At 72.2% G+C, this 14,225-nt stretch carries 11 protein-coding genes; 1 reads left to right on the plus strand and 10 read right to left on the minus strand.

Features of this window, described 5'->3' with window-relative positions:
* Positions 1 to 910: 910 nt before the first annotated feature.
* The 5 genes from AB0H87_RS13090 to ffh all read right to left on the minus strand — a co-directional run bounded on the left by AB0H87_RS13090 (position 911) and on the right by ffh (position 6,172).
* Positions 911 to 1,561 carry a DUF402 domain-containing protein gene (locus AB0H87_RS13090; RefSeq protein WP_360143509.1) on the minus strand — a complete coding sequence of 217 codons (651 nt, stop codon included), beginning with the start codon at positions 1,559 to 1,561 and terminating at the stop codon, positions 911 to 913.
* On the minus strand, positions 1,561 to 2,967 hold the full coding sequence (proS, locus tag AB0H87_RS13095) for a proline--tRNA ligase (RefSeq protein WP_360143512.1): 1,407 nt from the start codon (positions 2,965 to 2,967) through the stop codon (positions 1,561 to 1,563). The genes AB0H87_RS13090 and proS overlap by 1 nt, the downstream gene beginning before the upstream one ends.
* A 107-nt stretch (positions 2,968 to 3,074) precedes the next feature.
* Positions 3,075 to 4,157 carry an amidohydrolase family protein gene (locus AB0H87_RS13100; RefSeq protein WP_360143545.1) on the minus strand — a complete coding sequence of 361 codons (1,083 nt, stop codon included), beginning with the start codon at positions 4,155 to 4,157 and terminating at the stop codon, positions 3,075 to 3,077.
* Complete coding sequence (locus AB0H87_RS13105) at positions 4,154 to 4,582, minus strand: VOC family protein (protein WP_360143515.1); 429 nt, start codon at positions 4,580 to 4,582, stop codon at positions 4,154 to 4,156. The genes AB0H87_RS13100 and AB0H87_RS13105 overlap by 4 nt, the downstream gene beginning before the upstream one ends.
* Before the next feature lie 33 nt (positions 4,583 to 4,615).
* Positions 4,616 to 6,172, minus strand: a complete 1,557-nt coding sequence (ffh, locus tag AB0H87_RS13110) for a signal recognition particle protein (protein WP_360143518.1) — start codon at positions 6,170 to 6,172, stop codon at positions 4,616 to 4,618.
* 1,029 nt (positions 6,173 to 7,201) lie between these two features.
* Between ffh and AB0H87_RS13115 the strand changes: the two genes are divergently transcribed.
* Positions 7,202 to 8,179 (plus strand): hypothetical protein, encoded by a 978-nt coding sequence (locus AB0H87_RS13115; RefSeq protein ID WP_360143521.1) that lies wholly within the window; start codon positions 7,202 to 7,204, stop codon positions 8,177 to 8,179.
* On the opposite strand, the gene AB0H87_RS13120 is transcribed toward AB0H87_RS13115, so the two are convergent.
* From AB0H87_RS13120 to AB0H87_RS13140, 5 genes are all read right to left on the minus strand, one after another.
* A complete protein-coding gene (locus AB0H87_RS13120; RefSeq protein ID WP_360143524.1) occupies positions 8,155 to 8,820 on the minus strand; it encodes a response regulator transcription factor in 666 nt (221 codons plus the stop codon). The genes AB0H87_RS13115 and AB0H87_RS13120 overlap by 25 nt on opposite strands.
* A gap of 601 nt (positions 8,821 to 9,421) precedes the next feature.
* Positions 9,422 to 10,594: a sensor histidine kinase gene (locus AB0H87_RS13125; protein ID WP_360143527.1), complete on the minus strand. Its 1,173-nt coding sequence runs from the start codon at positions 10,592 to 10,594 to the stop codon at positions 9,422 to 9,424.
* Between the two features lie 16 nt (positions 10,595 to 10,610).
* Complete coding sequence (locus AB0H87_RS13130) at positions 10,611 to 11,432, minus strand: ABC transporter permease (RefSeq protein ID WP_360143530.1); 822 nt, start codon at positions 11,430 to 11,432, stop codon at positions 10,611 to 10,613.
* Positions 11,422 to 12,321 (minus strand): ABC transporter ATP-binding protein, encoded by a 900-nt coding sequence (locus tag AB0H87_RS13135; RefSeq protein WP_360143533.1) that lies wholly within the window; start codon positions 12,319 to 12,321, stop codon positions 11,422 to 11,424. Before AB0H87_RS13135 ends, AB0H87_RS13130 begins: the two co-directional genes overlap by 11 nt.
* An 85-nt stretch (positions 12,322 to 12,406) precedes the next feature.
* The coding region (locus AB0H87_RS13140; protein WP_360143536.1) for a [protein-PII] uridylyltransferase at positions 12,407 to 14,225 on the minus strand (1,819 nt) is incomplete at its 5' end.

Raw genomic sequence — 14,225 nt, forward strand, 5'->3', positions numbered from 1 at the left:
CGGACGTTGCCGCAACCCTCGAACCTCGCGTGGCTCGACGACCCGGCAACGGGGTCCACGGGTGTTACGCCAATCCCGCCCGCCCTCGCACCAGCGCGGCCAAGACTCCGACGCCGAGACCGCAAGTCGCCGCAGCCCGCGCCGACCTCGCCACCAACAACCCCGGCACCCTCGCCCGAACATGCGGCCGGGTGAGGAGGACCCAGGGCTCGGCGCCGGGCCTCCAGGGGGCTGGCGCACACCCCACGCCACCGAGAACACAAGCCGAGCCCCGACACCAGGTAGCTACCTTGCCCGCCCGGCCGCCCGCGGAAGACCCAAAGGCACGGCACCGGGCCTCCACGGGGCTGGCACACACCCCACGCCACCGAGAACACAAGCCGAGCCCCGACACCAGGTAGCTACCTTGCCCGCCCGGCCGCCCGCGGAAGACCCAAAGGCGCCGCGCCGGGCATCCAGGGGTGAGAACACAAGACGAGCCCCGACACCAGGTTGCTGCGTTGCCCGCCCGGTCGGCCTCACCACCCAACGAGAGGTCAGCCCTCAAAGCCAGGCATCCAGCCGTGCTGCAACCGCCGGCCGGCGGGGTAGCCAATCAGAGCCTCCCCTTCAGCGTTGCTGCCACCCTGATGGCACCCGGATCGGCGTGGCCAGGGATTACGGTCCTCGGGACGTCGTTACTGACCACGGCCGCGGTCGTCGCGACGCCCGCGCCGGCCGAGATCTCAACGTCCGGTGCGGTGTTGCCGCAGCTCAGGCGACCTCATCACCCGACGAACGCTTCCAACCGGAGGGGTTTGGGTGTTGCCGCAACCCGCGGCGGGCCTGGCAGCGCAGCGCAGCGGAGCGGTGTCCGGCGGGAGCGACGGTCGCGCCCACCGCGGACCCGGGACCATCTCCCGGTCCTGATCTAGCGAACGACCGGCGGCCGATCCCACCCCAACGGCAGTTCCGTCGGCGTGACCCAGGCCGGATCCGGCTGGAAATCCACCCATGTGCCGTCGAACGGGAACTCGCCCGCTTCGATGCGCTTGACGACCCGCCAGCCCTCGGCCCACACGGCCGCCTCGTCGCGCACCCAGTAGTGGTCCGGGAGGGCCAGGCGCTCGGCGAACTCGTCCTCGTCCTTCCAGCGCCACGACAGGTCCGGCTCGACCACGATGTCGAGGTCCTGGTCGACCACGTCGAGCCCGGCCAGCGCGCCGTCGTCCCAGCGGACCGCGCGCTCCTCGAGGTTCACGTACCAGTTCGTGAAGCGGCCCGCCGCGTCCCGGAACCACCAGACCGAGTGGTCCTCGCCGACCGGGTGGAATTTCAGCACGCCGTTGCCGATCCAGGTGTGCCGCTTCACCGCGTACGACAGGGTGGTCCACTCCGCGAACGGCATCGCGCGCATGCCGCGGCCGTCCGCGGCTACCTCGGAGGCCACCGGCGTGCCCGGCGCGAGCCAGACCAGCAGGCCCCGCTCGTCGTCGCTGACGACGCGGGCCGGGCGGACCCAGCCGAAGCGGTCGTGCCGGGCGTTGCGGTGGACGATCAGGCTGCCGGGCGCGAAGCCCATCAGTAGGAGCGGCCCAGGATGGCGATCAGCTCAGGCTCGTCCTGTGAGTCCGGCACCGAGCCGTCGGCGCGGACCAGGCAGCGCACCGTCACGCCCTGGCCGTTGGCCTCGGCCTCGCCGTCGACGCCGACCGCCGACCACGGCACCCGGGCCCAGCCGGTCGCGGTCGCGGCGATCGCGTCGGCCAGCGTGGCGACCTCGACGGTGCGCGACTCGCGGAACGCCAGCGCCTCGTCGTGCAGCTTCTGCTGGTCCTCCTCGAGGACGGCGAGCACGCGGCCCACGACGTCCGCCACCGGCACGGCGGTCTTACTGCCGTCGAGGCGCCGCACGACGACCGCGTTGCCGGCGGCCAGGTCGCGGGGGCCGACCTCGATCCGCACCGGGTAGCCCTTGAGCTCCGCGTCGACGGCGCGCCGGCCGAACGCGGTGTCGACCCGGTCGTCGAGCCCGACGCGGACACCGGCGTCCCGGAGCGCGTCGCGCAGCTTGGTCGCCGCGGCCGCCACGCCGTCACCGTCCTTCACGACCATCACGTACGCCTGGATCGGCGCGAGTCGCGGCGGCACCCGCAGGCCGTTGTCGTCGCCGTGGCTCATGATCAGGCCGCCGAGCATGCGGGTGGACGTGCCCCACGAGGTGGTCCAGGCGTGCTCGACGCCGCCGCTGGCCGCGGAGAAGCTGATGTCGAAGGCCTTGGCGAAGTTCTGGCCGAGCTCGTGCGAGGTGCCCATCTGCAGCGCCTTGCCGTCGCCCATCATGCCTTCGAGCGTGTAGGTGCTGGTCGCGCCGGCGAACCGCTCCCGGTTGGTCTTGCGCCCGACCACCACCGGGATGCCGAGGACGCCGACCATGAAGTCCTCGTACACCTCGTGCAGGATCTTGCGCGCGTAGCTGCGCGCGTCCTCCTCGGTGGCGTGCGCCGTGTGGCCCTCCTGCCAGAGGAACTCGCTGGTCCGCAGGAAGATGCGCGGCCGCAGCTCCCAGCGCACGACGTTGGCCCACTGGTTGAGGAGCAGGGGCAGGTCGCGGTACGAGTCGACCCACTTGGCCATGAACTCGCCGATGACGGTCTCGGAGGTGGGCCGGACGACGACGGGCTCCGCGAGCTGCTTGCCACCACCGTGGGTGACGACGGCCAGCTCCGGCGAGAAGCCCTCGACGTGGTCCGCCTCACGCTTGAGGTAGCTCTCGGGGATGAACAGCGGGAAGTACGCGTTCTCGGCGCCGGCGATCTTGATCCGCGCGTCCATCTCGGCCTGCATGCGCTCCCAGATGGAGTACCCGGCCGGTCGGATCACCATCGTGCCCCGCACCGGGCCGTTGTCGGCGAGCTGCGCCTTGGCGATCAGATCCTGGTACCAGCGGGGAAAGTCCTCCGCACGGGGAGTAAGCACGCGAGCCATAACCGGGAATCCTAGCGAGGCTCTGTTGGATCACCGCGCGCGAGCCGCGCCATTCGGCCGTGCCGTGTGGTCTCCGATGTCCGCTGAGGCGGATGAGCAGCCGGCCCCTAGCGGATGACCCGGCCCTTCAACACGATCCGGCTCGGCGCGCGGACCACGCGTAGGTCGGCCCTTGGGTCGGCCTCGTAGACCACGAGATCGGCCAACCCGCCCTCGACCAGGCCCGGGAAGCCGAGCCAGTCGCGCGCCGCCCAGGAGGCCGCGGCCAGCACGTCGACCGCCGGCATGCCGGCCTTCTCGTGCAGCATCAGCATCTCGTCGGCGCAGGCGCCGTGCGGGATCGCGCCGCCCGCGTCGGTGCCGACCCGGATCGGCACGCCGGCCTCGTGGGCCGCCCGGACCACCGCCGAGAAGCCGGCGTGCAGGGCGCGCATGTGGGCCGCGTAGCCGGGGAACTTCTCGTCGGCCCGCGCCGCGATGTCGTCGAACGTCTCGATGTTGATCATCGTGGGCACGAGGACCGTGCCGCGGCGGGCCATCTCGTCGATGTCATCGAGGGACAGGCCCGTGCCGTGCTCGACCGAGTCGACGCCCGCGCGGACCAATGTGGACACCGTCGCCTCGTCGAACGTGTGCACCGCGACCCGGGCGCCGGCCGCGTGCGCCGCGTCGATCGCCGCCGCGAGCACGTCGGGCTCGAACGTCGGCCCGAGGTCGGCCCGCGACCGGTCGAGCCAGTCGCCGACCAGCTTCACCCACCCGTTGCCGGCCCGGGCCTGCTCCGCGGCGGCCGCCGGTAGCTCCTCGGGCGAGCACTCGATCGGGATGCCGCGCAGGTGCGTCTTGGGCGCGGCGAGGTGCCGCCCGGCGCGGGACAGCCGCGGCGCGTCGGGGTGGTCGTCGAGCTCGGGGTAGGGGAACGGCGAGCCGGCGTCCCGGATCGCCAGCGTGCCGGCGTCGCGGTCGACCACGGCCGCGGCCAGCGCCTGATCGACGGTCGTGACCGGCCCGCCGCCCGCGGCGATGCCGATGTGGCAGTGCGCGTCGACCAGCCCCGGCAGCACGAAGCCGCCCTCGCTGATCGTCTCGGCCCCGGCCACCGGCGAGAACGTGACCCGGTCGCCGACCAGCCAGAGGTCGCGGGTGGTGTCGTCGGGCAACACCACACCGCGGACGTGCAGCGGCGTCAGCTCACGCACAGCTCGTTGCCCTCCGGGTCGGCCAGCGTCACCCAGCTCATCGGACCTTGCCGGCCGTCGTGCAGGTAGGTCGCGCCCTTGCCGAGCAGCCGCTGCACGACGTCGTCGCGGTCGTCGCCCGTACGCAGGTCGAGGTGCATCCGGTTCTTCACGGTCTTGGGCTCCGGCACCCACTGGAAGAGCATCCGCGGCGCCCGCTCCAGCCCCTCGGGATGGCGGATCGCCGCGCCGGTCTTCCAGACCAGCTTCCCGTTGTGCCGGGTCGTCTCGTCGTCGGTGGCATGACCCTGCGCGATCATGCTCCGGATGAACCCCTCGTCCTGGGGCTCGACGTCCCACCCGAGCGCGTCGGCCCACCAGTCAGCCAACACGTGCGGCTCCGCGCAGTCGACGGTCACCTGAAACTCGTATGCCACCCGGCGATCCTAAATGCGGCGTACGACATCGGCTTAGTTGTTGTCGCCCTCCTGGCGGCGGAGCTTGTTGAAGTCGATCTTCGGCAGCTTGAACCCCGGCGGCAGCCCCTGCGCGCCGTCACCCTGCAGGGCCGACGGGTCGAACCCAGGCGGCATTCCGCCCGGCATCCCGCCCGGGAAGCCACCCGGAACCCCACCGACCGGACGCGGACGCGAGCCGCCCTTCGTGCCCTTGCGCTTGTTCTTCGGGCTCTTCGTGGCCTTGCGGCGCGAACCCGGCAGGCCCATCATGCCGCCCATCTGCTTCATCATCTTCTGCGCCTCGGCGAAGCGGTTGAGCAGTTGGTTGACGTCCATCACCGTGACGCCGGAGCCGCTGGCGATGCGCGCCCGCCGCGACCCGTTGATGATCTTCGGGTTGACCCGCTCGCCCGGCGTCATCGAGCGGATGATCGCCGTGACCCGGTCGAAGTGCTTGTCGTCGAGGTCCGCGAGCTGGTCCTTGACCTGCCCCATGCCCGGCATCATGGCCAGTACGTTGGCGATGGGACCCATCCGCCGCATCGCCACCATCTGGTCGAGGAAGTCCTCGAGCGTGAACTGCTCACCGCCCATGAGCTTGGCGGTCATCTTCTCTTTCTGATCGGCGTCGAAGGCCTGCTCGGCCTGCTCGATCAGCGTGAGCACGTCGCCCATCCCGAGGATCCGGCTCGCCATCCGGTCGGGGTGGAAGATGTCGAAGTCCTCGAGCTTCTCGCCCGTCGACGCGAACAGGATCGGCTGCCCGGTCACCTCACGTACCGACAGCGCCGCACCACCGCGCGCGTCACCGTCCAGCTTGGACAGCACGACGCCGGTGATGCCGACACCGTCCCGGAACGCCTCGGCGGTGTTGACCGCGTCCTGACCGACCATCGCGTCGATGACGAAGAGCACCTCGTCGGGGTCGACGGCGTCGCGGATGTTGGCGGCCTGCGCCATCATCTCCTGGTCGATGCCGAGCCGGCCGGCGGTGTCGACGATCACGATGTCGCGCGCGACCCGCTTGGCGTGCTCGATCGAAGCCCGCGCCACGTCGACGGGGTCGCCCACCCCGTTGCCCGGCTCGGGCGCGAACACCTCGACGCCGGCGCGCTCGCCGAGCACCTGGAGCTGCGTGACCGCGTTGGGCCGCTGCAGGTCAGCGGCGACGAGCACCGGCTGGTGACCCTGCCCCTTGAGGAAACGGGCGAGCTTGCCGGCGAGCGTCGTCTTACCGGAACCCTGCAGACCGGCGAGCATGATCACGGTAGGCGGCTGTTTGGCCAGCTGCAGCCGCCGGGTGTCGCCACCCAGCACGTTGACCAGCTCTTCGTGCACGATCTTGATGACCTGCTGCGCCGGGTTGAGCGCCTGGGAGACCTCCGAGCCACGCGCCCGCTCCTTGACCCGGGCGATGAACGCCCGAACCACCGGCAACGCGACATCGGCCTCGAGCAGCGCCAACCGAATCTCACGCGCGGTCGCGTCGATATCGGCTTCGGTCAGCCGCCCCTTGCCACGGAGCTTGGTGAAGATCCCGTTGAGGCGGTCGCTCAGGGTGTCGAACACGTAAACATCCCGTTTGTCATAGTTCGGTGGGCGAAGCAGGCCGGAAGGACCCTCGTTAGGGTATCCGGCCCGCTCCGCAACGGCCGCTCATGCCGCCGGCGGGCGGTCTCTTCAGACCCAACGACCCATTTCCCGGGTACGCGGTGGGCGCGACCGTCGCTCCCGCCGGACACCGCTCGCTGACGCGTCACTCGCCAGCTCCGCGCCTGGTCACCCGCACCCCGCCATCAGATCAAGCGGCACGCCGCCGCGGACGCTTGTCACACCACCGGGCTTCAAGATCAGATCCACGCGCGCCCGATGCACAGCCCCGTCGCCCATCCCGCGATCACGTTCCACCGGCACCGCGAGCAGGCACGGTGTCGACGACGTCGCCGCCCTCGATCAGGTCCCTCCGCGGAGGCAGTCATGCGCTTGGTGCCCTGGCCGCACTCGGCGCGTCAGCTGCTCCCGGCGGCCGGCCACCTGTGGCGCGCCCTCGCCCTTTGGCCGCTCCTGCGGTTGGCGACTTAGCCCGATCGTCGCCGGCTGCCACCCGCGTGCGGTCCCACCAGCGCACGGCTCGCGCAGGCAAGCAGGCCGCGGCTCGCCGATCACCGCACACCCCTCGGGCAGGCGCAGCCCACGGACACACTCGCCCGTTTGCCGGACGCGATCCGACCAGCGCACGGCCCGCGCCGGCAGCAGGCCCCGGCTCGCCGATCACCGCACACCCCTCGGGCAGGCGCAGCCCACGGACACACTCGCCCGTTGCCGGACGCGATCCGACCAGCGCACGGCCCGCGCCGGCAGCGGGCCCCGGCTCGCCGATCACCGCACGCCCCTCGGGCAGGCGCAGCCCATGAACAGAGCCTTGGCAGCAGCCGGCAAGCGCCGACGCCTCGCCCATGCGTCGACGGCGACCGCATGATCAATCTTGGATTCGCGGCGCCCGAGATCCGCCGTGTGCTGGTCAACCGCACACTTCGTGCGGCCCATCGACCGGCATGGGGCCCTCCTTTGTCGGGGTGCGGGTCTAGCCTCATCGCCATGACCGTCATGGATTGGTTGCTCGATTCCGACCCCGCGATCCGTTGGCAGGTTCTGCGGGATCTGGCGGGCGCGCCCGCCGACGTCGTCGCCGCCGAGCGGGCCAAGGTCGCCCGCGAGGGGTGGGGTGCGCGACTACTCGCGCTGCAGGACGACGGCGGCGGTTGGGCCGGCGGCGCGTGCTTCCCGGGCCGGGGCTACAAACACACCGGCCCCGACCACGAGCGACCGGCCGACGGCCAGGACGGCCAGCCCTGGGTCTCCACGCTCCCGACGCTCGACGTCCTCATCGACCTCGGCATCGACCCCGCCGACGAGCGCGTGCGGCAGGCCCTCGACGCGGTGCGCGACCACGTCGTCTGGGAGCACGACAGCCAGCGCTTCTTCGACGGCGAGGTCGAGGCCTGCATCAACGGCCGCACGGTACGGATCGGCGCCTACTTCGGGCAGCCCGTCGACGGCATCGTCGACCGCCTGCTACGCGAGCAATATGACGACGGCGGCTGGAACTGCGAGCTGGAAAACGGCTCGAAGGTCTCGTCGTTCGCCAGCACGCTCAACGTGCTCGAAGGCCTCCTGGCCTACGAGCGGGCCGGCGGCACCCGCGACGTCGCCGCGGCCCGTCGCGGCGGCGAGGAGTACCTGCTCGAACGTCACCTGTTCCGCCGCAAGAGCACCGGTGAGGTGGTCGTCGACGACTGGTTGCGGTTCTCGTTCCCGCCGCGCTGGCACTACGACGTGCTCCGCGCACTCGACTACTTCCGCGACGCCGGTGGCCGGCCCGACGACCGCGTGGCCGAAGCGCTCGACCTGGTGGAAAGCAAACGACTACCCGACGGCACGTGGCTGCTGGAGAACACGCACCCGGGCCTGGTCTACTTCTCGCTCGAGGCGGGCGACGGCCAGCCGAGCCGCTGGAACACGCTTCGCGCGATGCGGGTGCTCGCCTGGGCTCAGAGGGCCACCAGGCCCGACTGATAGGCGAACACGACGAGCTGGGCGCGATCCCGGGCACCCAGCTTGATCATCGCGCGGCTGACGTGGGTACGCGCGGTCGCGGGCGAGACCACCAACCGCTCGGCGATCTCCTCATTGGAGAGTCCCTCGCCGACGAGGCCGACGATCTCGCGCTCGCGCTCGGTCAGCGTGCCCAGCTGCGGGTGCGGCTTGAGCGTGCGCGAGGGCCGAGAGGAGAACTCGCGCACGACGCGCCGGGTCACGGAGGGCGACAGCAACGCCTCCCCGCCCGCCACGAGCCGAATGGCCCGCAACAACTCCGCGGGCTTGGTGTCCTTGGTCAGGAATCCACTGGCACCGTGCCGCAGAGCGTCGAACACGTACTCGTCGAGCTCGAACGTGGTGAGCACAATGACGCGCGTGTGCTCCAAAGCGGGGTCGGCCACGATCCGCCGGGTCGCCTCGATCCCGTCGATGCCAGGCATACGCACATCCATCAACACGATCTCCGGCGCCGTGGCCGCGGCCTTGGCCACGACATCAAGCCCGTCGGCGGCCTCCCCGACGACGCGCATCCCGTCCTCGGCCTCTACCAACGACCGCAGCCCGATCCGCACAAGATCCTGGTCATCCGCGATCAACACACCGATCTCGTCAGCCACGTCCCTCACCCTGCCCCATCAACCCCACCACCGCTGCCCGCCTGATCTCGCGCCAACCCGGGAGCCGTCGTGCAGACCGTGGACCACGCACCACGGCGGCTGGCCGCGGCGCGGGGGGCGAGTTGTGGCCCGCCCGACGGTCGCCGGCTTGTCGGTGTGGCAACCGCCCGCGCGAACACGCGCTTGCGGCGTCACGCGACGAACACGCGGCCCTGGGCGCGAACCCATCCCGCGTGACAGCGCCATCGGCGCCACGCGACCTGCTCGCAGCCCGACCCTGCACGCGTCACCTGAACTACTCAAGATCCTCAGAGCGAACCGACCCTGCCCGACGGCGCCATCAGCGCCACCCGACCAACTCGCCGTCGTCCACGCGAACCGACCCCGCCCGACAGCACCATCAGCGCCACCCGACCAACTCGCCGTCGTCCACGCGAACCGACCCCGCCCGACAGCACCATCAGCGCCACCCAACCGACTCCCCCGTCGTCCACGCGAACCGACCCCGCCCGACAGCACCGACCGACGCCGGCACCGGCGCCAGCGCCGCGGACGGCAGACGGTCCGAAGCCCGCCGGCCTTGGGTCCTCGCTCGCACCCCTCACCACGCTCCGTTTGGGTCCGTGGTGGGGTCGGGGGCTACCGGTAGCTCGGCCTGGACCCGCCAGCCGCGGCCCGCGGTCAGCGGGCCCGCGGCGAGCGTGCCGCCCAGCGCCGTCACACGCTCGCGCATGCCCTCCAGGCCGTGGCCCGGCGAACCCACCAGGACAGGGCCGCCGCGGCCGGTATCAGTCACCTCGACTATCACCGACTCCGGAAGGTGGGTGATCACTACGGACGCCGTCGCCGAGCCCGCGTGGCGCAGGACGTTGGTCAGCGACTCCTGGACCACCCGGTAGGCCGCCAGGTCCACCGCCAGCGGGAGTTCCGCCGCCACGCCGACCACCGACAGCGTCACCGGCAGGCCCGACTCCGCCAGGCGGTCCCGCAACGCCGGGACCTGGGCCAAGCCCGGCGCCGGCGCGCGGTCGCCGCGTTGGCGGAGGACCGAGAGCGTCACCCGGAGTTCGTCGAGGGCCGCCTTGCTGCTCCGGCTGATCCGGGTCAGCGCCGCCTCCGCCTCCTCCGGCTTGCGCGGCAGCAGGTGCAGGGCGATCTCCGCCTGCATGTTGATCGCGGCCAGGCCGTGGCCCACGACGTCGTGCACCTCCTGGGCCACCCGCAGCCGCTCGTCGTCCGCGATCCGGCGCGCCTCGTCCGCCCGGGACCGTTGCACCGCCTCGCGCGAGACCTTGACCGTCACGCCGATCGCGAACGGGACCGCTACGAAGGCCGCCGACGGGAGGAGGCCGTTGAACTTCGTGTTCGTGAAGTCGTGGAACGGGAAGAAGGCGTGCAGGGCCAACAACACGAAAGCGACCCCGCCGAACCAGGCCGCCCGGCGTAACGGGAGCTCGCCCGCCACCGTGTAGATGGCCACCGCGAAGCTGATCAGGATCGGGCCGTAGGGATAGCCGATGATCAGGTACGCCGCGGTCAGCCCGGCGACCACACCGAGCGTGGTCACCGGCCACCGCCGACGGATGATCGTCACCCCGGCGGCCGCGAAGATCATCGCGTAGCCGAGGACGTCCAGCGGCGTACGCAGCGCCCCCGTGGCCTCCTGGTTCGCCTGCGCGAAGTGTGACCCGAAACCGCCGATCAGCAGCAGGAAAGCCGTGATGAGCCCATCCGTCACCCACCGGCGTACACCGCCCAGGCGCTTGGCACTCATCACGGCACCCACAGTTCTAGAGAATGTCACGGCGGCGCAGGACGACCGCCCCCACCGCGACGAAACCGACCAGGTACGCCGCCACGACGAGCGAGGCCACCCCGCCGCCCATCACCGACTCGACGCCCGGCGTGCCGACCGGCGCCCCGAGTGACGCCACCAGCGACCCCGCGCCCGGCCCGGGCAGGCCCCGCTGCGCCGAGTCCACCCACGGCAGCAACGGCGCGGCCAGCTCCGAGATCAGGTTCTGCACGACGAGCATCCAGACCAGCCCGAGGCCCACCGCCAGGGCGACGCCGCGCAGCAGGATGCCGAGCACGGCGCCGAACATCGCCCACATCGTGGCGATCAGCCAACCCGCGCCGATCCCGCGCAGGATGTCCACAGCGGACGGGAACGTCATCGACGCGTCCTCCGCCGCGGCGATGAGCAGGCTCGCGACCGTACCCATGAGGAAGATCGCGAGGACGAAGCCCAGCGCGGCGAGCGCCAGGACGGCGAACTTGCCACCTAGCACGGACAGCCGCGACGGGCCCTGGGTCAGCACGGTCTTCCAGGCGCCCCAGCCGTACTCGCCGCCGACGAACAGCACGCCGAGCACGACCAGCAGCGCGCCGAGGAAGACCGGGTAACCGCCGAGCGTGTTCCCGACGATCGAAGCCGGCAGGGTCGCCGCGAGGCCGCGGTCCGCGGTGGGGCCGGTCGAGCCGTTGGTGGCACCGAGGTACGGGATGACGTAGGCGAACAGGGCCCCGAGAGTCAGAGCGATGCCCAGCAGCAGCCACGTCGCCGGCCGCTTGGTGAGCTTCGTCAGCTCCGCGCGGAAACTACCGACCATTGCTCTCACCCCCGGTGAGCTCCAGGAACACCTGCTCGAGGTCGCGCTCGCGGGCCCGCAGCTCGCTGACCGTCACGCCCGCCTTCACCAGCGACTCGTTGATCTCCCCAGCCCGCGACGGGTCGACGGTGACGTCGAGAGCGGTGCCGTCGACCACCGTGACCGCGTCCGGCCCGAGCACGAGCCGCAGCCAGGACACCGCGTTGTCGACGGGCGTCGCCTGGATCCGCAGCCCGGCACCGGCGCCGCCGCGCAGTTCGGCCACCGTGTTCTCCTCGATGAGCCGGCCGTGCGAGATGATCCCGACCCGGTCGCAGATCTGCTCGACCTCGCCGAGCAGGTGACTGGAGATCAGGACGGTGGAACCGGCGGCACCGAGCCGGCGGATCAGCGCCCGCATGTCGGCCATGCCGGCCGGGTCGAGCCCGTTCGTCGGCTCGTCCAGGATCAACAGCTGCGGGTCCTTGAGCAGGGCGGCGGCCACCCCGAGCCGCTGCTTCATGCCCAGCGAGTACGTCGCGTACTTGTGCTTCGACCGCGCGGCCAGGTCCACGAGGTCGAGCACGACGTCGATCCGCCGCCGGTCGACGCCGGCATAGCTCGCCAGCACCCGCAGGTTGTCCCGCCCGCTCAGGTAGGGATAGAACGCCGGCCCCTCGATCATCGCGCCGACCCCCGTCAGGTCACCCGGCGGCTGACCGTGCAGCAGCACCCGCCCGCCGGTCGGCCGGACCAGCCCGAGCAGCATCCGCAGCGTCGTCGTCTTGCCCGCGCCGTTGGGGCCCAGGAAGCCGTACACCTCACCGGCCCGGACCACCAGATCGAGATCTTGGACGGCGACCACCTCGCCGTACCGTTTCGTCAGCTTTTCGCACACCACCGGTTCCATGGCACCCACGCTGCCGGGCCGGGAGACAAAGCACGTCCGTGCGCAAGCGGCACCCGGCGTACGCCCGGCGACGTAGACAACGCCCTCAGGACTGCGCAGCGGCGAGCACCGCCGCGGTCACGGCCTGCTCCCCCGCGCCGAAGCCCACCAGGTAGAACGCGTCCACCACGTCCCCGCCCAGGGTCGAGATCCGCGCCGCCCGCACCGCCGCGCCCGCCTCGTCCAGGGCGCTGGCCACCCGGTAGAGCAGGGCCGGCGAGTCCGCCGCCCGCAGTTCCAGCACCACCGCGTCCGTCGCCGCGTCCCGGTGCCAGACCACCCGCGGCGGCGCACCCGACCCCGCGGGACGACCGCCGCGCCCGCGCAGCCGCTGCGTCACCGAGACGTCGCCGGTCACGGCCCGACGCAGGTCGCTGGCCAGCGCGATCGGGTCGGGCGGCGTGCCGAACCGCGGCTGCACCAGGAACTCGACCAGCGCCCGCCCCTCCACCGTGGACACGTCGGCGCCGAGCACGTCCAGGCGGTGCAGCGCCAGGCAACCGGCCACCGCGGCCAGCAACCCGCGACGGTCCGCCGCGGCCACCGCGACCCGGTCACCATCCAGGTGTACGGCCGGCAGCGGCCCCGCCACCAGCGCCGGGTCGGGTGTCGGCAGCGCCGGCAGGACGCCGGTGTCGAGTGCCGTGCGGGTCCGCCGCACCAGCTCCGCGACCAGCCGCCCCTTCCAGTCCGACCACGCCGCCGGCCCCGTGGCCAACGCGTCCGCCCGGGCCAGGCCGTGCAGGAGGTCCAAAGTGGTCACGTCCGAGACCGCGGAAGCCACCGACGCGATCGTCTTGGGATCCGACAGGTCCCGCCGCGTCGCCACCTCCGGCAGCAGCAGGTGCAGCCGCACCAGCTTCGAGATGAGCGCGACCTCCGCCGACGGCAGCCCGATCCGGGTCGCGACCGCCTCCGCGACCGGTGCGCCGGCCGCGCTGTGGTCGCCGGGCAGGCCCTTGCCGACGTCGTGCAGGAACGCGGCCAGCAGCAACAGGTCCGGCCGGTCGACCTCGCGGGTGAACGCGGTCGCCTCGGCCGCCGCCTGCACGAGATGCCGGTCGAGCGTGTAGCGGTGCACCGGGTTGTGTTGCGGCAACGACCGCATCCGGGCCCACTCCGGCAGCCACCCGTCCACGAGCCCGTACCGGTCGCAGGTCTCCCACGCCGGCACCAGGCCGGGACCCGCACCGAGCAGCGTGACCAACGCCGTCAGGGCCGCCGGCGGCCACGGTGACGGCAACGGCGGGCAGTAGGCGGCCAGCCACTCGCACGTGGCCCGCGAGATCGGCAGCCGCGTCGTGGCGGCGGCAGCGGCCACCCGCAGCGACAACGACGGGTCGGGCCGCGCCCCGATCGCGGTGCGCGCGAGCACCAGCTCCCCGTCCTGCTCGACCACGTCCCGCGCGACGGGCCGGCGCACGGGCTTTCCGTCGGCCCCACGCCGACGGATCACCCGTACGCGGTCAGCCGCCCGCCAGGCGTCGTCGAGCGCGTTCGCGACGGTCCGCGCGTCACTGGCCACCCGCCGCAGCAGCGCGTCACCGTCGTCGAGCCCCAGCAGGGCAGCCACCGCCGACCGTTCCTGCGCCACGAGCCGGTCGACCCGCCGCCCCACGGCGACGTGCAGGGCGTCGCGGGTGTCCAGCAGCCGCAGGTGCGCGGCCCGCACGGCCGGCCGCAGCGCGTCGGTCACGCCGGAGCGGGCGATCCCCCGCAGCACACCCACGTCCCGCAACCCGCCGGCCGCCTCCTTGAGGTCACCCTCCAGCACGAGGTCCGCAGCGCGGCGTTCGTCGACGGCCGCTGGGTGCTCGACACCTCGCGGGGTGCGTACACCGCTGATTTCCTGGTCGCCGCCGGCG

The organism is Asanoa sp. NPDC050611, from assembly GCF_040654855.1.
In the GTDB taxonomy this organism is placed as follows: Bacteria; Actinomycetota; Actinomycetes; order Mycobacteriales; family Micromonosporaceae; genus Asanoa.

Excerpts from the sequence above, each read along its gene's own strand:
- proS (WP_360143512.1), bottom strand. The coding sequence starts at position 2,967 with ATGGCTCGCGTGCTTACTCCCCGTGCGGAGGACTTTCCCCGCTGGTAC.
- AB0H87_RS13130 (WP_360143530.1), bottom strand. The coding sequence starts at position 11,432 with ATGGTCGGTAGTTTCCGCGCGGAGCTGACGAAGCTCACCAAGCGGCCG.
- AB0H87_RS13115 (WP_360143521.1), top strand. The coding sequence starts at position 7,202 with ATGACCGTCATGGATTGGTTGCTCGATTCCGACCCCGCGATCCGTTGG.
- AB0H87_RS13090 (WP_360143509.1), bottom strand. The coding sequence starts at position 1,561 with ATGGGCTTCGCGCCCGGCAGCCTGATCGTCCACCGCAACGCCCGGCAC.
- AB0H87_RS13125 (WP_360143527.1), bottom strand. The coding sequence starts at position 10,594 with ATGAGTGCCAAGCGCCTGGGCGGTGTACGCCGGTGGGTGACGGATGGG.
- AB0H87_RS13135 (WP_360143533.1), bottom strand. The coding sequence starts at position 12,321 with ATGGAACCGGTGGTGTGCGAAAAGCTGACGAAACGGTACGGCGAGGTG.